This window comes from Pseudonocardia sp. ICBG1293 (genome assembly GCF_020131355.1).
Taxonomy (GTDB): Bacteria; Actinomycetota; Actinomycetes; order Mycobacteriales; family Pseudonocardiaceae; genus Pseudonocardia.
The window spans coordinates 110,628-128,244 of record NZ_JAHLEL010000044.1; the positions used below are offsets into that span (position 1 = coordinate 110,628).

A 17,617-nucleotide genomic window follows, 5' to 3' on the forward strand; every position below is an offset into this window, starting at 1 on the left:
CGGCTCAGCAGCGCGCCGCGGGGTCGCGGCCGGTCGTCGCCACGATCCGCTCGATCGTGGTCGCGCCGGGCGCGGGCACGACGGCCGGCGCGAACACCCCCATCCCGCGCCCCTGCTCGGCCATCGCCGACACCGCCGTCAGCGTGGCCTGGAGGACCTCGTCGGACCACACGGGCTCGATGCCCACCGCGCGGCCGAGGTCCCATCCGTGCACGACGAGTTCGCCCAGCACCATCCCGCCGATGACCGCGGCCGGGAGCCGCTCGCCCATGGTCACCGTGCCCTCCCACGTCGACGGGTCCGACCACACGGTCACCAGGTCGTCCCGGGCGGCGTCGAGCCGGGCGGGCCAGTCGCCGGTGACCGGTGCGGTCGCGTCGGGTTCGGTGACCGCTCCGGTCCCGGTGCGCCGTCCCACGTCGGCGAGCACGGGTGTCCAGTGGAGCAGGTGGCCGGTCAGGGCCGCCAGGTCCCACTCCGAGCACGGCGTCGGACGGGACGGCGGGACACGGGACGCGGCCGCGACGAGCGGGACGTGTGCGGCCGCGGCGGCGGCGATGTGACGGTGCATGGTCGAGACGCTAGGACCCGGGACGGTGCCCGGTCTTGGACGAACGCGCCAGACCGGCCGCCAAGCCCCGGGAGGCGCCATACTCACCGCCGTGGACCACGATCCCCGCCGGCTCCCCGGGACGCGGGCCCGCCACCAGTGGTCGAGCACCGTGGCGGCGCCGGTCGACCTGGCGGGCTTCGTCGAGCGGTTCTGGATCGTCGAGTGGGACTACGACCGGCCCTACCGGCAGAAGGTCGTGCCCTATCCGCAGGTGCACCTGACCGTGCAGCCCGGCGGGGCCGCGGTGCTGGCCGGGCCCGCCACCCGCTACGTGCACCGCGAGCTGCACGGCACCGGCCGGGTGGTCGGCGCGGCACTCCGGGCGGGCACCGCGCGGGCGCTGGTCGGGGGGCCGGTCGCGAGCGTGACCGACCGCCGGGAGCCCGTCGCCCGTCCGGTCACCGCCGACGTCGACGGGGTCGCCGCGTACCTGCGCGCCCGGCTCCCGGCCGGTGGCCCGGACCGGGCCGCCGTCGAGGCGCGGGACCTGGTCGCCGCGATCGCCGGGGACCGCTCGCTGGTCCGGGTGGACGCACTCGCCCACGACACCGGCTCCAGTGTCCGCTCCCTGCAGCGGCTGTTCCACGAGCACGTCGGCGTCGGGCCGAAGTGGGTGATCCGTCGCTACCGGCTGCACGAGGTGACCGAGCTGATGGCGGCGGGCCGCCCGGTCCGGTGGGCCGAGATCGCCGTCGAGCTCGGCTACGCCGACCAGGCCCACCTCACCCGGGACTTCACCGAGATGTTCGGTGAGCCCCCGACCGCCTACGCGATGCGGTACTGACGACCGCCCACGCCAGGACGGGCGTGGACGGGTGTCAGCGCGGCCCCGCCGTCCACGGGAAGGCGCGGGCGTTCGACCGGACACCGCGGGCCGTCGCCGACCGCATCGGCTCCCCCAGCTCGGCCAGCAGGTCCTCGCTGGCGGTGTTGCCGCTGGCCCCGGGGGCGAACGGGCAGCCGCCCAGTCCGCCGAGTGCACCGTCGAGGACGGTCGCGCCGTTCTGCACCGCGGCGAGGGCGTTCGCGACGCCCTGACCCCAGGTGTCGTGGCCGTGGAAGGCGACACGGCGGCCGCCAGCGACGGCGGCGACCCGCCCGGTCAGCGCCCCGACCTCGGCCGGGTTGGCCTGTCCCAGGGTGTCGCAGACGACGACGTCGCACGATCCGTCGGTGCGCGGGTCGGCGACGATGTCGAGCACCCGCTGCGGGTCCACCGGCCCCTCGAACGGGCAGGTGAACGCGGTGGCGAGGCAGAGCTGGATGCGTCCACCGGCCGCGGTGGCGTACCCGACGGCCTCCGGCATCGCGTCGAGCGAGACGGCGGTGTCACGGCCGATGTTGGCGTTGTTGTGGGCGTCGGACACCGAGAAGCAGTACTGCACGTTGCGTGCCCCGGCGGCCATCGCCTTCTGCACGTGCCGCGGCGTCGCCACCCACACCCAGCAGCGCTCCAGCTCCTCGGGCGTCAGCGCGGCGACCACGTCGAGGGTGTCGGCCAGCGGCGGCACCAGGTCGCCACGGGCCAGCGACCCGATCTCCAGCTCCGGCACTCCGGCGCCCAGCAGCGCCCGGACCAGCTCGACCTTGCGGTCGGTGGCCAGCGGCTTGCCGGTGAGCTGCAGCCCGTCGCGCAGCGTCACGTCCCGCAGGACGATCCCGTCGGTGTTCATGCGTCCTCCCCCGATGCGGCCCGGATCGTGTCCGGGGTGTACCCGAGCAGCCCGCCGAGGACGTCGGCGGTGTCGGCGCCCAGGTCCGGCCCGATCGAGCGGACCGGGACCGACCGGCCGTCGAGCACCGGCACGACGCCGGGGAACCCGACCCGTGCGGGTTCGGCGCCGCCGGTGTCGACGTCGAAGTACTGGACCATGTCGCGGGCGCGGAACTGCTCGTCGGCGACGATGTCGGCGGCGGAGTGGATCGGCCCGGCCGGGACGCCGGCCTCCTCCAGCTTCGTGAGGACCTCGTCGCGGGGCAGCGAGCGGGTCCAGGTCTCGATGGCGCCGTCGAGCTCGTCGCGGCGCGCCCAGCGGCCCGCGTTGGAGGCCAGCTCCGGGTCGCCGCCCAGGTCCGCGCGGCCGATGACGGTCATGAACCGGCCGTAGATGGAGTCACCGTTGCCGGCGATGACGACGCTGCCGCCGTCCGCGCAGGCGTAGGCGTTGGACGGGGCGATGCCCTCCATCCGGCCCCCGACGCGGCGGCGCTCGACGCCGTAGGCGAGGTGGTCGGGGACCAGCGACTCCATCATCGAGAACACGGCCTCGTTGAGCGCGACGTCCATGCAGCGTCGGTCCAGCGCGGGCCGGTCCGTGCGGCTCTCGCGCTGGTAGAGACCCATCATCGCGGAGAACGCGCCGTAGAGCCCGGCGATCGAGTCCCCGATCGACACCCCGGTCCGCGACGGCGGCCGGTCCGCCTCCCCCACCAGTGCCCGCAGACCGCCCATCGCCTCGGCGACCGCGGCGAACCCCGGGCGCGACGACAGCGGCCCGGTCTGGCCGAACGCGGAGATCCGCACGAGCACCACGTCGGGGTTGACGGCGTCGAGCTCGACCGGGCCGAGCCCCCACTTCTCCAGCGTGCCGGGCCGGAAGTTCTCCAGCACCACGTCGGAGCGGGCGGCCAGGTCCAGCACGGCCTGCCTCCCCGCGGCCGAGCGCATGTCCAGGGTGACCGAGCGTTTGTTGCGGTTCAGCGTCCGGTACAGCATCGAGGTGTCCCCGGCGTAGAGCCGCCAGTTGCGGATCTCGTCGCCGGTGCCCGGCCGCTCCACCTTGATCACGTCGGCGCCGAAGTCGGCGAGCAGGCGGCCCGCGGTGGGGGCGGCGATGTAGTTGCCGAGCTCGAGCACCCGGACACCGGACAGCGGAAGTTCCGACACGACTCTCCCTTAGACGACGAGCGACAGCGGCAGGATCACGACGATCGCGACGACCGAGGCGATCGAGACCCCGACCGAGCAGGTCTTGAGCGTCCCGCGCACGGACTGGCCCAGCAGCGACTGCAGCAGCCAGAACGTGTTCGACGTGACGTGGACGGCGAACAGCGCCCCGGCGCCCGCGGCCAGTGCGATCAGCACCGGGGCCAGGCCGATCACCGGCGCGACCGGGGCGAGCACACCCGCCGCGGTGATCGCCGAGATCGTCACCGACCCGATCGCGACGTGCAGCACGGCGGCGATGAGCCACACCATGAGCAGCGGCGCGGCGGTGCTCGCGGAGAAGAAGCGGCCGAGGATCTCGCCCAGCCCGGCGTCGGAGATCGTGGTGGCGAGCGAGCCCCCGACCCCGGTGAGGATGAGGATCTGCCCGCTCTCGCGGAACCCGTCGGTCACCGCGGTCTCGACCATCTCCCGCCCGTGCGCGATCCCGACCACGGCGGTGGTCCCGATCAGCGCGAGCAGCAGGGCGATCACCGGCTCGCCCAGGAACGCGATCACGGGGTGGGTCACTCCGGCGGCGTCGAGGACGGCGCCCGCGGCGATGAGCAGCAGACCCACCAGCAGTGGCCCGAAGAGCAGGGCCAGCGGGAGCTCGCGGCGCGCGGCGCGGGACACGCCGGTGTCGACGGCGGCGGCCGATCCGACCGCACCACCGGCTCCGCCCGCACCGGCGGCCGGGGTCCCCTCACCGGCCTTGCGGCCCGGGGCACCTCCGCCCGCAGGCGGCAGGTCCCCGGTCGGACCGGCACCGCGCGGGGCGGCGTCGGCTCCGGCGGTGCCGGTCCCTGCGCTGCCGGTCCCTGCGCTGCCGGCCCCTGAGGTGCCGGTCGCCGTGCCGTCGATCGAGGCGGCGTCGGCTCCGGCGGCGTGCAGGGCGCCGGCCTGCGGGCCGGCGGGTACGCCCGCGCCGGCCGGCTCCTGCTCGTCCCGGGCCGGGTCCCACCAGCCGCGGCGCAGCAGCACGGACATGATGCCGGTCGCGATGAGCACCGTCGGCACCACGACGACCAGGCCCAGGATCAGCATCTGGCCCAGCGGGACCCCGAGTACGCCGGCGAGGGCGACCGCGCCGACACCGGGGACCATGAACACGATCCCGCACTCCAGGCCGATCGCGAGGGCGGTCGCCATCCGCGGCAGCCCCTTGTCCCCGATGCGCGGGGCGATCCGGCGGGCCAGCGGTGCGGAGATGACCAGCAGCACGTCGACGAAGATCGACTGGAGTGCGGTGGAGACCGTGACGGCGGTGGCGTAGGGCATCCCGCGCGGGCCGCAGGCCCGCAACAGCGCCGAGACCAGCCGTTCGATGGCGCCCGCGTGGTGCAGCATCGCGCCGGTCAGCACACCGAAGGCGATGAGCAGCCCGACGTCGGCCAGGATGTCGCCGAACCCACCGGTCACCGAGTCGACCGTGCCTGTCACGCCCAGCCCGGCGGTCAGGCCAAGGTACACGGCGCCGATCACGAGCGAGACCACCGGGTTCAGCCGGAACCTCACGATCAGCACGACGACGGCGAGCACGGCGACCGCCGTGTTCACCACGATCACGGTGTCCGACACGGTGGTCCCCCCGGGCAACGACGACGACGTCTTGCCCACATCATGAACATGAACCCACCATGCAAGCAAGTCTCGCGGGTCAGCCCGCCGCCAGCGCCCCACCGAACCCGATCAACGCGAGCCCGGCGACGACGTCCCCGGCACGGCGCACGCGACGGCGGGTGAAGAAGGCCCGCGCCCGGTGCACGGCGAGGACCAGGCCGACGCCGTAGACGCCGCCGAGCACCGCGACCGACAACGCGAGCAGCACGGCGTCGGCGGTGGTCGTCACGCCGGGGACGAGGAACTGCGGCAGCACCGACAGGTACATGACCAGCACCTTGGGGTTGGTGATGTTCGAGCCGAACCCGACCACGAACGACCGCCGGACCGGGACCCGCGTCCCGCCGGAGGGGACCTCGGCGTAGTCCCCGCGGCGCGCGGCGCGCAGCGCCTGCACCCCGAGCACGCACAGGTAGACCACCCCGGCCCAGCGGAGCACGGTGAACGCGGTGTGCGACCCGGCGATGAGCACGCCGAGCCCGAACGCCGCCGCACCGCCCTGCAGCGCGTTGCCGGTGACCACCCCGGCCAGCGTCGACAGCCCACCCGCGCGCCCGCCGACGAGCGAGGCGCGCAGCATCACGAAGGTGTCGGGTCCGGGCATCAGCACCAGCCCGACGACGATCAGCAGGTAGGCACCGTAGGACGTCCAGCTCACGAGGGGCCATCGTAGGCTGTCCCCCCGTGAGATCCCGCCGGCGTCGTACGTCCCGGGAGGCCTCCCCGCTCCCGACGGTCGACGGCCTCGCGCCGGCCCGCGTCCGCACCCCGGCGACGCAGGGGTGGGCGACGATGCGCGACCACCTGGTCGACCGGTTCCCGCACGTCGCGGGGCGGATCGATGCGCGCCTGGCCGCCGGGGAGATCGTGACCGCGGCCGGCGCGATCACCCCGGCCACTCCCTACACACCCTCGACGACGCTGTGGCTCTACCGTGACGAGCCCGACGAGGTGCCGGTGCCGTTCGGCCTGCCGGTGCTGCACGCCGACGACGACGTGGTCGTCGTCGACAAGCCGCACCTGCTCGCGACGATCCCGCGGGGCAGCCACGTCCGCCAGACCGTGCTCGTCCGGCTGCGCCACGAGCTCGGCCTACCGGCCCTCAGCCCGGCCCACCGGCTCGACCGCGCCACCGCCGGGGTGCTGCTGCTGGTGGTGCGACCCGAGCTGCGGGGCGCCTACCAGACGTTGTTCGCCCGCGGCCGGGTCACGAAGACCTACGAGGCGCTCGCCCGGTACGACCCCACCCTGGAGCTGCCGCGCACCGAGGTGTCGCGCATCGTGAAGCGACCGGGGGTGTTCGCCGCCGTCACCGAGGACGGGGAGCCGAACGCCGAGACCCGCATCGAGCTCGACGGGCACCGCGGGGACCTGGCCCGCTACCGGCTGACCCCGCGCACCGGGCGGACCCACCAGCTGCGGGTGCACCTGAACGGACTGGGCGTCCCGATCCTCGGCGACGACGTGTACCCCGAGCTGGTCCGGCGTCCGCCCGCGGACTTCACCCGGCCGCTGCAGCTGCTCTCCCGGGCCCTGGAGTTCGACGACCCGGTCACCGGGGCCCGGCGGCGCTTCGTCAGCGGCCGCACCCTGCAGGCGTGGGACGACCCGGACGGCTGGGCGGCCGGGGCACCGCACGACGGGTGATCAGCCGACGCTGCGGTCGTCGTCGCCGTCGTCCAGCCGGTGGCCGTTGCGGTGCCCGCCGGGCACCGGCGCCCCGTTGAGCGCGCCGTTCAGGGAGCCGTTCGCCGGGCCGTGCGGGCCGTGGTCCTCCGCGGCGCGGTGGCGGCCCTCGCGCAGGCCGCGCTGGTAGCTGGCCAGCCGGTTGCGCACCCGGTCGGGCTGACGCTCCCGCGACCCGGTCGGCGCGACACCGTTCGGGGTGTCCCGCCAGGACGGCGGCACCATCGCCTGGCCGGGCAGCCGCTGCGGCAGTCCCTGCGCGGTCGTCGGCAGGTCGACGCCCCGGTCGGCCCGGATCCGGGCGGCGTCGAACTCGGCGTCGCCGGCGGTCCGCCAGTTGTCGTTCTGCGTGACGGGCAGCGCCGTCGTCTCGGTCGACCCCGGCTCCCGGAACCAGGCCGAGGCGACGGAGGCGAAGATCGGCGTGTCGTCCGCGTCGTCCACGGGCACCGGCACCTCCGAGTCGAACGGTCCGAACAGCTCCACCGGCGGGGTGCTCCCCGCCGCACCGGCCACGGGCAGTGCCTCGGTGGCCGGGGGCTCCTCCGGAGCGGGTGGCGGCTGCGGGGCGCCGTTGCGCCCCGGGCTCACGTCCGGTGGCTGCGGCGGGCGCACGACGGGCCCGGGCCCACCCGGGCCGGCACCACCCGGTCCGGGGGCCGACGGTCCGGGGACGCCCGGTCCGCCACCGCCCGGTCCGATGCCGCCCGGCCCGGGGCCGCCCCGGTGGGGACCGCCCGGGGCGGGGGGGCCGGCGAACGGTGTCGCAGCGGCGATCCCGCCCGCCGGGCGGGGGGCACGACGCGGCAGCCCCGCGGGGTCGTCCCGCTCGGGGACGGCCGGCGGCCAGCTCCGCTCGGGCCCGGCGGCCGGGGAGTCCCGCGGCGGCCACGGCGCCTCCGCGGTGGGGCCGGGAGCACGGGTGTCGTCCGGGCCCGGACGGCGCAGCGACGCCGTGGACCCGTTCCCGGACGCCTCCACCGGCTCGGCAGGCTGCGGCTCGGCGGCGGGGGCCGCGGCCTCGGACCGGCCACCGCCGACGGCCGAGGACGGCAGGTGCAGCACCGCGATCGGGGCGACCGCGGAGTTCCCGGCGGGTGCGCGGACACCCAGCCGCGCGCCGATGGCACGCGCCAGCCGGGCGGCCACGTGCAGCCCGATCTCCTGCGGGGCGACCGGGCCGCCGGGTGTGGCGGAGCCCAGGGCGCGGTCGAGCTCCTCGACCGGGGTGCGGTGCCGCGGCGACTGGGTCCCCTGCAGCTCGACGACGATCCCGCCGTCGGGACCCCAGCGGGTCAGCAGCTCGATGCGTTCCCCCGCGGGCGTCGTGCCCGCCGCGTGGGCGAGCAGCTCGGCCAGGATCTGACCGAGTACCGGCTCGGCGGCCGCGTCGACCGAGACGCTCGGCGTCGGCGGGACGACCGTGCGCGAGGCCGCCTCGCTGGCCGACACGACGGTGTTGAGCACCTGACCGAGCGGTGTGGGCGGGGCGGCGAGCCGGGGCCCGCGGGGCGCACCGGCGAGGACGAGGATGTGGTCGCCGTCCCGGGCGCCGCGGCGGGCGGCCGCGGCCAGCTCCGCGAGGTCGGCCAGCGCACCGGGACGCAGCTCACCGGCCCGCAGGCGTTCGGTCAGCAGCTGCTGGCGCTCGGAACGGGCCCGCAGCCGGTGCGCGATCGCGGCCAGGACGGCGTCCCCGGCCGAGGCACCCGCCGGGCCGGACGGGTTGGGCGGCGGGTCGTCTCGCGCCACGCGATCGTCCTCCGAACCGTTCGGACGGCGCCCGGGGTCGGACGCCACGTCAGTACCCGCTCGGGTAGCGGGCGGGACGGTTGCGAAGCCTACTCGTCGGTCCGCCCAGCGCCCGTCCTGATGCGGTGGGCGGTGGATCGTGGACGGGCGGACGGCGCGGCCCCTGCCGGCGGATCACCACGGGTGCCCGGACCGGCACGCCGGGCGGCCGGGCGGCCGCGCCGGAGGGCTGCGGCGGCGGGTGTTCACTCGAACCGGGACGGGTCCCCCGCGCCGTACCGCACGATCTCCGGCTCGTCGCCGGACAGGTCGACCACGGTGGTCGGCTCGGTGCCGCAGTCCCCGGAGTCGATGACGGCGTCGACCTGGTTCTCCAGCTCCTCCTTGATCTCCCAGCCCTGGGTCATCGGCTCGTCGTGACCGGGCAGCAGCAGGGTGGAGGACAGCAGGGGCTCCCCCAGCTCGGCCAGCAGCGCCTGGGTGGTGGCGTGGTCGGGGATCCGCACGCCGACGGTCTTCTTCTTGGGGTGCAGCAGCTGCCGGGGCACCTCCTTGGTCGCCGGCAGGATGAAGGTGTAGCTGCCGGGGGTGGAGGCCTTCACCGCGCGGAACACGGCGTTGGAGATCTGCACGAACTGGCCGAGCTGGGCGAACTCCGCGCAGACCAGCGTGAAGTGGTGCCGGTCGTCGAGCTTGCGGATCTGCCGGATCCGGTCCAGACCGTCGCGGTTGCCCAGCGAGCAGCCCAGCGCGAAGCAGGAGTCGGTCGGGTAGGCGATGAGCCCGCCGGAACGCACGAGGTCCACGACCTGGCTGATGCTGCGCGGCTGCGGGTTCTGCGGGTGCACGTCGTAGTACCGGGCCATCGCGGCACGGTACCGGCTCGGCGGGCGGCCCGGGGACCGGAGGAGCCGTGGCCCCCGGGCCACGGTGCAACCGTTGCCCGCGCCCGGCCCGGCGGTCCAGGATGCGACCCATGCGCGTCGTCGACTACCGGCCGGAACGGCACGAGTTCGCGTGGACGTTCGGCGGGGCGCCGCCGGTCCGCCGGGTCGCGCCGGGGACCTGCCTGCGACTGTGGACCGAGGACGCGTTCTCCGGGCGGCTCACGTCCACCTCGGACCGTCCGAGTGCGGTGCTCGACATGAGCGAGGTGAACCCGCAGACCGGGCCGTTCCACGTCGAGGGCGCGGAGCCGGGCGACACCCTGGCCGTCCACATCGTCGAGCTGACCCCCGCCCGCGACTGGGGCGCCTCGACGCTGATCCCGCTGTTCGGGGCGCTGTCGACGACCGACCGCACCGCCCTGCTGCACGAGCCGCTGCCGGAGCGGACCTGGATCTACCAGCTCGACCGGGCCGCGGGGACCATGCTGTTCGAGGCCACCAGCGCGGACCTGCGTCTGGAACTGCCGTGCAACCCGATGCTGGGCACCGTCGGCGTCGCCCCGCCCGGACGGGAGGTGCGCAGCTCCCTGGTCCCCGACGTGTTCGGCGGGAACATGGACACCCCGGAGATGCGGGCGGGCGCCACCTGCTACCTGCAGGTCAACGTGCCCGGCGCGCTGTTCTCGGTCGGCGACGGCCACTACCGCCAGGGAGAGGGCGAGAGCTGCGGCACCGCCGTCGAGGGCGCGATGGACGTCGTCCTGATCGTCGAGCTGATCAAGAACGCCCCGGCGCTGGCGTGGCCGCGGATCGAGACCGACACCCACTACGTCGTCGTCGGGTCCGCCCGTCCGCTGGAGGACGCGTGGCGGGCCAGCCAGGTCGGGATGATCGCCTGGCTGGGCGAGCTGTACGGCCTGGACCGGCTGGACGCCTATCAGCTGCTCACCCAGGCCGCGGAGTCCCCGCTGGCCAACGTCGTCGACACCAACTACAGCGCCGTCACCAGGATCGCGAAGGCGCTGCTGCCCACCGCGGCCGCCTACGGCGGGGTGCACCGGCACCTGCGCGAACAGTCCCGTTCCCTCTAGGAAGGCCCCTGCCGTGGACATGCTGCTGAACGGTCGTGTCGTGCTCGTGACCGGCGGGTCGCGCGGGATCGGGCGGGCGGTCGTCGCCGGGCTCGCGGCGGAGGGTGCGCGGGTCGCCTTCTGCGCCCGCGACGCCGAGGGTGTCGCCGCCGCCGAGCAGGAGCTGCGCGCCGCGGGCGCCGGGGAGGTCGCCGGGACCGCGGTCGACGTCGCCGACGGCGACGCGCTGACCGGCTGGGTGGCCGACTCCGCCGCGCGCTTCGGGGCCGTCGACGCGGTGGTCGCGAACGTGTCGGCGCTCGCGATCGGCCCGGGTGAGCAGAACTGGCGCTCGAGCTTCGAGATCGACCTGCTGCACACGGTGCGGCTGGTGGAGGCCGCGCTGCCGCACCTGGAGCGCAGCGACGCCGCCTCGGTCACCGCGGTGTCGAGCGTGTCCGGCCGGGAGATCGACTTCGCCGACGGCTCCTACGGCGTCATGAAGGCCGCGCTGGTGAACTACGTCTCCGGGCTCGCCTTCGACCTCGCCCCGAAGGGCATCCGGGCCAACGCCGTCTCCCCCGGCAACGTGTACTTCCCCGGCGGGGTCTGGGAGAACGTCGAGCAGCACGACCCCGCGCTGTACGCCCACGCCATGGGCCTCAACCCGACCGGCCGGATGGGGACCCCGGAGGAGACCGCGTACGCGGTGGTGTCGCTGGTCAGCCCGCGGGCGAGCCGGATCAGCGGGACCAACCTCGTCGTCGACGGGGCACTGACCCGCGGCGTCCAGCTCTGAGCGCTCACCGCAGCGCCTCCCGTACCACCCGCTCGACGGGTGCGGTGCCCGTGACGAGGTCGAACGCCGGCTCCGTCGCGGGCTCCAGCGGCGGCTGGGCGATGACGCGGGGCCCGGCGGCGGACGGGGACATCACCTGCGCCCGGTGCACCACGAACGGGTGCACCAGGTAGACGTCGCCGGCCCGGCCGACGGCGGCGGCCTCGGGGCACCCGGCGGTCGCCGGGACCGCCTCGGCGCAGAACGCCGACCACTCCGCCCCGGCGCTGCCGTAGGGGGCGAGCAGCCGGGCCACGGCGTGGTGAGAGCCGGTCCGCAGCAGCGTCGGCGCGTCGCGCGGGCCGACGTCGGTGTAGAGGAACAGCATCAGCAGCGCGCGCCCGCGCGAGTCCACCGCGAGCCGCGGGCCGCCGTCGGGTCCGGCGAACGACGACTCGACGTGCCAGCCGTCGTCGCCGGGCTCGCCCGGGACCGGGAAGCGGATCGGGAACGTCCCCATCCCGGTGCGCGGGCGCCACCGTCCGGCGCCGACCAACGCGTCGAACGCCGACCGCAGGGCCGGGGTGCCCGCGGACGCGGTGAACTCCGGGTCGGCCATCCCCCCGACCCGCAGCACCGGGCGGTCCCACCCGGTCGGGTCGTCGAGGTCGACACCCCGGTCGCGCAGCAGCGCCGCCCGCAGCAGGGCACGGCATCGGGCGGCGAGGTCCGCGGGGACGGCACCCGGCAGGTGCACCCACCCGTCGCGGACGAACTGCTCGATCACCGCCCGGATGCTGCCCGGGTCGCGCGCGGACGGCGAGCGGATTTCCCGTCCGAAACGGACAGTCCCTCCCCGCCGAGCACGGGTTAGGGTGACCTCACATCTGACGAAGGAGACCCTCCGTGACCCCGCCCCGGGCCGTGGTGGCGCTCGCCGCGCTGCTCACCCTGATCCTCGCCGGCTGCTCCGGCCCCGCCGGCGACGCGTCCGGCTCCGCCGATGCGACCCGTACCGTCGCGACCGCGCGCGGTGAGGTCACCGTCCCGGCGGCCCCGCAGCGCGTCGTCGTCCTGGAGCCGGTCCAGCTCGACACCGCCGTCGCGCTCGACGCCGAACCGGTGGGCGCGGCCGTTCTGTCCGAGGGCACCGGCGTGCCCGCCTACCTGGGCGAGCCCGGCACGCGGGTCACCGTGGTCGGCACCGTCGCGGCACCCGACCTGGAGCGCATCGCCGCGCAGCAGCCGGACCTGATCCTCGGGACCGAGTCCCGGCACGCCGCGCTGTACGACCGGCTCAGCGCGATCGCCCCGACCGCGTTCCTCGCCTCGCAGGCCGACCCGTGGCGGGACAACGTCCGTTTCGTGGGCCGGGCGCTCGGCCGCGAGGCCGGGACCGAGCAGCTGCTCACCCGCTACGAGGACCGGTGCGCCGAGGTCGCCCGCACCCACGACACCGCAGGGCGCACCGCGCAGATGATCCGTCCGCGCGACGGTCTCCTCACCCTGTACGGGCCGACCTCGTTCGCGGGCAGCACCCTGGAGTGCGCCGGGTTCACCATCCCGGCCCGGGACTGGGAGAACTCGATCTCGGTGGACCTCTCCCCCGAGCTCGTGCAGCAGGCCCGCGCCGACGAGGTGTTCCTGACCGCGGCCGACCCGTCGGCGGCCTCGGCGGTGCCGCCCTCCGTGGCGGCGGTGCGCGGTCAGGCCTTCCCCCGGCTGCACCCGGTCGACCAGTCGGTCTGGATCACCGGGGTGGGTCCGCTCGGCGGGCAGAAGGTGCTCGACGACATCGAGCGGGTCCTGGCCCGGTGACCGCCTTCGCCGGGTCGCCGAACGTCCTGTTCGCCGCGCGGGTGCTCGCCGTCGGCGTGCTGTCGCCGGGGTTCCGGCGGATCGTCCTGGGCGGGCCTGCGCTGTCCCGGTTCGCCCCGCACGGCCGTGACCAGCGGATCAAGCTGCTGGTGCCACCCGACGACGGGTACCCGGCGGTCCTGGAGCCCGGGCTGGTCGAGCACGAGTGGAGGGCCCGGCTGCGGGCGCTGCCCGCACAGATCCGGCCGGTGATGCGCAGCTACACCCCCGCCGCGGTCCGGCCGGACCGCGGCGAGGTCGACCTCGACGTGTTCGGCCACGCCCGGCCGGGGCCGGCGAGCGCGTGGGCGGCGGCGGCGCGCCCCGGCGACGCCGTGCTGCTGTCCGGTCCGGACGCACGGCGGGGGAACCCCGACCACGGCGTGCAGTGGCCCCCGGGCAGGCCACCGAGCTGCTGATCACCGGCGACGAGACGGCACTGCCCGCGGTGCGCGGGATCCTGGCCTCGCTGGGGCCGCGGCACCGCGGGCGGGTGCTGGTCGAGGTCGGCGACCCGGCCGATGCCGTCGGCCTCACCGCCACCCACCCGGGCCGCACCGTCGAGCTGTGCCGGCGGCCCGGGCGGCCGTTGCTCGACGCCGTCGCCGACTGGACGCGGGCCCACGGTGCCGCGGCGGCCCGTCTGGGCGACCGCTTCTACGCCTGGAACGCGACCGAGAGCACCCGGGTCGCACGGCTGCGCCGGATGCTGCACGACGCCGGCGTCGCGCCGGAGCGGGTGCACGCGCAGGGCTACTGGCACGACCGGCCCCGTCCCGCTGCCCGCTGATCACCCGCGCGTCACTCCGGTGTGTCCGTGCGGCCACCCCCGGGGCGCAGCGTTGCCACCGTGGACGAGACACCGGTCGAGCCCCGGGCCGACGCCCCCGACGCCCTCCTCCCGCACCCTGCGGCCGCCGACCCCGCGACGTTCCGGGTCGACGACTCCGACGACGACGACCCCACCCTGGTCGGCCCCGAAGGCAGCCCGGTCGACACCTGGCGTCAGGGCTATCCCTACGACGACCGGCTCTCCCGCGTCGAGTACGAGCGCCAGAAGCGGCTGCTGCAGATCGAGCTGCTGAAGCTGCAGAACTGGGTCAAGGACACCGGGAACCGGATCGTCGTGCTGTTCGAGGGACGCGACGCCGCGGGCAAGGGCGGCACGATCAAGCGGTTCACCGAGCACCTCAACCCGCGCGGCTGCCGGGTGGTGGCGCTGGAGAAGCCGACCGAGCGCGAGGCCGGGCAGTGGTACTTCCAGCGCTACGTCGGGCATCTCCCCTCGGCCGGCGAGATCGTGCTGTTCGACCGGTCCTGGTACAACCGGGCCGGGGTCGAGCGGGTCATGGGCTTCACCGACCCGCGCTCCTACATGGAGTTCCTGCGCGCCACCCCGGAGCTGGAGCGGATGCTCGTCCGCTCGGGGATCCAGCTGGTCAAGCTGTGGTTCTCGGTCTCGCGCGACGAGCAGCGCACCCGGTTCCTGATCCGCCAGGTCGACCCCGTGCGCCAGTGGAAGCTGTCCCCGATGGACCTCGCCTCGCTCGACAAGTGGGAGGCCTACACCGAGGCCAAGGAGGCGATGTTCTTCTACACCGACACCAAGGACGCCCCCTGGACGGTGATCAAGAGCAACGACAAGAAGCGGGCGCGCCTGGAGGCGATGCGCCACGTCCTGGGCCTGTTCGACTACCCGGGCAAGGACACCGGGGTGGCCTCCCCGCCGGACCGGCTGATCGTCGGGCCGGCCGCGGAGATGTTCGAGCAGGACGAGGGACCGCACCGTTTCCCCCCGCTGGCCGACCGGCGCCACTGACCGGTCGACCCGCCGCGGGGACGGCGCTCAGGCGGGCTCGGCCACCAGCGTCATGGTCAGCGAGTGGCCCACACCGAGGCCGGGCCCGGCGGCACGTTCGAGGCCGAGCAGGGCGCGGGAGAGCCGCGCGGCGTCGGCACCGGCGAGCGGCCCCGCCCCCCGGTACGGCTCCAGGGCGCCGTTCCACCGGTCGGCGAAACCGCGCAGCCAGGTCAGCACCTCCGCGGGTGCCCCCTCGGTCGCCGGGGTGAAGTGCAGGTCGTCCGGGTCGACCCGGGCCGGGTCGCGGACCAGGTCGTTCACCAGGGTCCGGAAGCGCGGTACGGACGGGTGGAAGGTCCCGGTCGCGGTGTGCCGACCGACCAGGACCGACCGGTCGACGGCGGTGCGCGACACCAGACGTGCGCCGCTGCCCGCCAGCGCGGCGTCGACGGTGGCGTCGAGCTCGGCGCGGCCGTAGAAGGTCATCGGCTCGGATATCGCCCCGCCGTCGCCGGCGAAGAAGCTCATCGCGTAGTCCCACCGCTCGGTGCCCCAGCGCGGCTGCCACTCCACCGAGTACCGGCCGAGGACGTCGACGACGACCGCGGCCCGCCGGCCCCGGTCCGCGACCGCGGTCAGCACCGAGCCGAGCGCGGCGACGAGCTCGTCGCGGGTGAGGTGGGAGTACGGGACACCGCAGGACAGGTAGAGGTCGAACGCGCCGCCGGGCAGCGCGTCGCGCACGTCGCCGAGCACGAACGTCGCCGACGGCGAGTCGACGGTGCCGCGTGCGGTGGCGACCATCTCCGGGTCGACGTCTAGGCCGACGTAGCGCAGCCGGTCCTCGTCGACGACCGGCGGGGCATCGCCTGCCGGGCGGGTGAGCAGTGTGAACCCGTCGGCGGTGCCGGACCCGATGTCGAGCACCGCCACGGGGTCCGACCGCCGCAGGTGCAGCGCGGCCAGCGCGCCGGCGATGACCCGCCGGGTGACCGGCTCCTCGGACCCGATCTTGACCGGGTCCCGGCGCGACGGGGACAGGTAGTGGGCACTCGCGCCGCGATAGGACGGGGCCTGCTCGGAACGGCTCACCGTCCCTTCCTACACCGAGAAGATCATTCTCGGCTCACCGCGGGCGGCCGGGGTCGGGCCGGCCGCCCGCGGGAGATCGGCGGGGCGGCTCAGGCGAGGTCGTCCAGCTCGCCGTTCCTGATCGAGGCCAGGAAGGCGGCCATGTCGGCCGCCGGGAAGGCGAGCACGGTGCCGTGCGGGTCACGGGAGTTGCGGACGGCCACGGTCCCCGTGGTCACGACGGCGAGCTCGACGCAGTTGCCCTGGTAGCCGCTGCGCACGCTCTTGCGCCACGCCAGCGAATCGATCGCCGCGGGGCCGCTCAGGTGCATCTGTTCCATGCGAATGCTCTCCTCATCTGCACGTGCATTTTCCGTTGCGGAAAAGCTAGCAGGGTGAACGCGGTTCGGTCGTGCAAAACAGGACGAACGCGCCCGGCGGTCGCCCGGCCGCGCCCGAGTGCGCCGGTCGGACCGTGGGCGGTCGAGAACCGACGGTGATCCCGGTCCCGGGGGACGCCGCGCCGTTCGTCGCCCGGCAGCGACGTCGTCGCAGGTCAGCGCTCGGCGCGGAGCTTGCTCAGGGCCTGTTTGGTCTGCTCCGGGCTCAGCGCGTCCACGGTGAGCCGGTCCATGGACCGGCCGTACCGCTCGACGTCGGCCCGCTTGTCCAGGTAGGAGGCTCCGGTCATCTCCTCGAGATAGACCAGGTCGGGCAGCTCCGGTTCGGCGAAGCGCAGCATGGTGAAGGCGTGTTCGGCGCCGTAGCCGGACAGGTCCCAGGGCAGCAGCTGCACGATGACGTTCGGCAGCGACGACAGCTCGACGAGGTGGTCGAGCTGGGCGCGGAAGACCGCCTCGCCGCCGCCCGGGCGGTGCAGCACGGCCTCGTCGAGGACGGTCCAGAAGGTCGGCGCGTCCTTGCGGTGCAGCACGCGCTGGCGCCGCAGCCGCACCTCCAGACGCTTCTCGACGTCGGCCCGCTCGGCGGGCGGGAGGTCGGGGTGTCCGCCGCTGACGACCGCCCGGGCGTACTCCTCGGTCTGCAGCAGCCCGGGGACGAACAGCAGCTCGTAGGACGAGATCCGCGACGCCGAGGCCTCCAGCCCCACGAAGTCCTCGAACCAGCCGGGCACGACGTCGTTGTAGCGGGCCCACCAGCCGCTGGAGTTGCTCTCCTCGGCCATCGACAGGACCTGGTCGCGCTCGGGCCCCTCGCCGATGCCGTACATCGTCAGCAGGTCGGCGACGTCGCGTTGCTTGAACCCGACCTTGCCGGACTCCAGCCTGCTCATCTTCGAGTCCGAGCCGCGGATCGCGTACGCCGCGTCGGCCCGCGAGATCCCCGCCCGCTCCCGCAGCCGGCGCAGGTGCGAGCCCAGGACGATGCGCCGCGCGATGGGGCCGCGGTCGGCTCCGGGCGGGGTGGGGCTGTTCGGGCTGGGGACCACCGGGACGGGCTCCTGCAGGTTGCGGGGACTGCCGATCGGGTGACCCAGCCTACACAACGGGCGCGCGGACCGTCTGCGGTCCCGATCACGGCCCACCACCGGA

At 75.1% G+C, this 17,617-nt stretch carries 19 protein-coding genes; 8 read left to right on the forward strand and 11 right to left on the reverse strand.

The genetic code is table 11. The features are described 5' to 3' along the window. Positions 1 to 4: 4 nt before the first annotated feature. The gene (locus tag KPF47_RS20520) at positions 5 to 571 is read right to left on the reverse strand and encodes a TIGR03086 family metal-binding protein (RefSeq protein ID WP_224390358.1); all 567 of its coding nucleotides are present in this window, start codon (positions 569 to 571) and stop codon (positions 5 to 7) included. 91 nt (positions 572 to 662) lie between these two features. Here KPF47_RS20520 and KPF47_RS20525 point away from each other — a divergent pair, with 91 nt between their 5' ends. Next, the gene (locus KPF47_RS20525) at positions 663 to 1,397 is read left to right on the forward strand and encodes a helix-turn-helix domain-containing protein (protein ID WP_224390359.1); all 735 of its coding nucleotides are present in this window, start codon (positions 663 to 665) and stop codon (positions 1,395 to 1,397) included. 34 nt (positions 1,398 to 1,431) lie between these two features. Here KPF47_RS20525 and KPF47_RS20530 read toward each other — a convergent pair whose 3' ends face one another. From KPF47_RS20530 to KPF47_RS20545, 4 genes are all read right to left on the reverse strand, one after another. Continuing rightward, entirely contained in the window at positions 1,432 to 2,286 is an 855-nt protein-coding gene (locus KPF47_RS20530; RefSeq protein ID WP_224390360.1) for a hydroxymethylglutaryl-CoA lyase, read from the reverse strand. Then, entirely contained in the window at positions 2,283 to 3,500 is a 1,218-nt protein-coding gene (locus KPF47_RS20535; RefSeq protein ID WP_224390361.1) for a CaiB/BaiF CoA-transferase family protein, read from the reverse strand. Before KPF47_RS20535 ends, KPF47_RS20530 begins: the two co-directional genes overlap by 4 nt. Positions 3,501 to 3,509: 9 nt before the next feature. Next, positions 3,510 to 5,120, reverse strand: a complete 1,611-nt coding sequence (locus KPF47_RS20540; RefSeq protein ID WP_224390362.1) for a GntP family permease — start codon at positions 5,118 to 5,120, stop codon at positions 3,510 to 3,512. A 79-nt stretch (positions 5,121 to 5,199) separates the two neighbouring features. After that, entirely contained in the window at positions 5,200 to 5,820 is a 621-nt protein-coding gene (locus tag KPF47_RS20545; RefSeq protein ID WP_224386193.1) for a LysE family translocator, read from the reverse strand. A 26-nt stretch (positions 5,821 to 5,846) separates the two neighbouring features. On the opposite strand from KPF47_RS20545, the gene KPF47_RS20550 reads away from it, so the two are divergent. Further along, positions 5,847 to 6,809: a pseudouridine synthase gene (locus tag KPF47_RS20550; protein WP_224386194.1), complete on the forward strand. Its 963-nt coding sequence runs from the start codon at positions 5,847 to 5,849 to the stop codon at positions 6,807 to 6,809. Here KPF47_RS20550 and KPF47_RS20555 read toward each other — a convergent pair whose 3' ends face one another. Then, positions 6,810 to 8,600 (reverse strand): hypothetical protein, encoded by a 1,791-nt coding sequence (locus tag KPF47_RS20555; RefSeq protein ID WP_224390363.1) that lies wholly within the window; start codon positions 8,598 to 8,600, stop codon positions 6,810 to 6,812. A 245-nt stretch (positions 8,601 to 8,845) separates the two neighbouring features. After that, the gene (locus KPF47_RS20560; protein WP_224386197.1) at positions 8,846 to 9,466 is read right to left on the reverse strand and encodes an L-threonylcarbamoyladenylate synthase; all 621 of its coding nucleotides are present in this window, start codon (positions 9,464 to 9,466) and stop codon (positions 8,846 to 8,848) included. A 110-nt stretch (positions 9,467 to 9,576) separates the two neighbouring features. Here KPF47_RS20560 and KPF47_RS20565 point away from each other — a divergent pair, with 110 nt between their 5' ends. Both KPF47_RS20565 and KPF47_RS20570 read left to right on the forward strand, forming a co-directional pair. Then, a complete protein-coding gene (locus KPF47_RS20565; protein WP_224386198.1) occupies positions 9,577 to 10,578 on the forward strand; it encodes an acetamidase/formamidase family protein in 1,002 nt (333 codons plus the stop codon). Between the two features lie 19 nt (positions 10,579 to 10,597). Next, a complete protein-coding gene (locus KPF47_RS20570; RefSeq protein WP_224386203.1) occupies positions 10,598 to 11,356 on the forward strand; it encodes an SDR family NAD(P)-dependent oxidoreductase in 759 nt (252 codons plus the stop codon). Positions 11,357 to 11,360: 4 nt separating this feature from the next. On the opposite strand, the gene KPF47_RS20575 is transcribed toward KPF47_RS20570, so the two are convergent. Beyond that, entirely contained in the window at positions 11,361 to 12,122 is a 762-nt protein-coding gene (locus KPF47_RS20575; RefSeq protein WP_224386199.1) for a phytanoyl-CoA dioxygenase, read from the reverse strand. Positions 12,123 to 12,241: 119 nt separating this feature from the next. Here KPF47_RS20575 and KPF47_RS20580 point away from each other — a divergent pair, with 119 nt between their 5' ends. Genes KPF47_RS20580 through ppk2 form a run of 4 tightly spaced genes read left to right on the forward strand, consistent with a single transcriptional unit; the run spans position 12,242 to position 15,011 of the window. Further along, positions 12,242 to 13,153, forward strand: a complete 912-nt coding sequence (locus KPF47_RS20580) for an ABC transporter substrate-binding protein (protein ID WP_224386200.1) — start codon at positions 12,242 to 12,244, stop codon at positions 13,151 to 13,153. After that, entirely contained in the window at positions 13,150 to 13,611 is a 462-nt protein-coding gene (locus KPF47_RS20585; RefSeq protein WP_224386201.1) for a siderophore-interacting protein, read from the forward strand. Before KPF47_RS20580 ends, KPF47_RS20585 begins: the two co-directional genes overlap by 4 nt. After that, positions 13,581 to 13,982 carry a siderophore-interacting protein gene (locus KPF47_RS20590; RefSeq protein WP_224386202.1) on the forward strand — a complete coding sequence of 134 codons (402 nt, stop codon included), beginning with the start codon at positions 13,581 to 13,583 and terminating at the stop codon, positions 13,980 to 13,982. The genes KPF47_RS20585 and KPF47_RS20590 overlap by 31 nt, the downstream gene beginning before the upstream one ends. 60 nt (positions 13,983 to 14,042) lie before the next feature. Further along, complete coding sequence (gene ppk2, locus KPF47_RS20595; protein ID WP_224390364.1) at positions 14,043 to 15,011, forward strand: polyphosphate kinase 2; 969 nt, start codon at positions 14,043 to 14,045, stop codon at positions 15,009 to 15,011. 27 nt (positions 15,012 to 15,038) lie between these two features. Here the strand turns inward: ppk2 and KPF47_RS20600 are convergent, their stop codons facing one another. The 3 genes from KPF47_RS20600 to KPF47_RS20610 all read right to left on the reverse strand — a co-directional run bounded on the left by KPF47_RS20600 (position 15,039) and on the right by KPF47_RS20610 (position 17,514). Next, complete coding sequence (locus KPF47_RS20600; RefSeq protein WP_224390365.1) at positions 15,039 to 16,085, reverse strand: class I SAM-dependent methyltransferase; 1,047 nt, start codon at positions 16,083 to 16,085, stop codon at positions 15,039 to 15,041. Positions 16,086 to 16,174: 89 nt separating this feature from the next. Next, positions 16,175 to 16,405: a DUF397 domain-containing protein gene (locus tag KPF47_RS20605; RefSeq protein ID WP_224390367.1), complete on the reverse strand. Its 231-nt coding sequence runs from the start codon at positions 16,403 to 16,405 to the stop codon at positions 16,175 to 16,177. Between the two features lie 215 nt (positions 16,406 to 16,620). Beyond that, positions 16,621 to 17,514 (reverse strand): helix-turn-helix transcriptional regulator, encoded by an 894-nt coding sequence (locus tag KPF47_RS20610; protein WP_224390368.1) that lies wholly within the window; start codon positions 17,512 to 17,514, stop codon positions 16,621 to 16,623. Positions 17,515 to 17,617: the final 103 nt, after the last annotated feature.

Excerpts from the sequence above, each read along its gene's own strand:
- KPF47_RS20570 (WP_224386203.1), top strand. The coding sequence starts at position 10,598 with ATGCTGCTGAACGGTCGTGTCGTGCTCGTGACCGGCGGGTCGCGCGGG.
- KPF47_RS20530 (WP_224390360.1), bottom strand. The coding sequence starts at position 2,286 with ATGAACACCGACGGGATCGTCCTGCGGGACGTGACGCTGCGCGACGGG.
- KPF47_RS20605 (WP_224390367.1), bottom strand. The coding sequence starts at position 16,405 with ATGGAACAGATGCACCTGAGCGGCCCCGCGGCGATCGATTCGCTGGCG.
- KPF47_RS20565 (WP_224386198.1), top strand. The coding sequence starts at position 9,577 with ATGCGCGTCGTCGACTACCGGCCGGAACGGCACGAGTTCGCGTGGACG.
- KPF47_RS20520 (WP_224390358.1), bottom strand. The coding sequence starts at position 571 with ATGCACCGTCACATCGCCGCCGCCGCGGCCGCACACGTCCCGCTCGTC.
- KPF47_RS20560 (WP_224386197.1), bottom strand. The coding sequence starts at position 9,466 with ATGGCCCGGTACTACGACGTGCACCCGCAGAACCCGCAGCCGCGCAGC.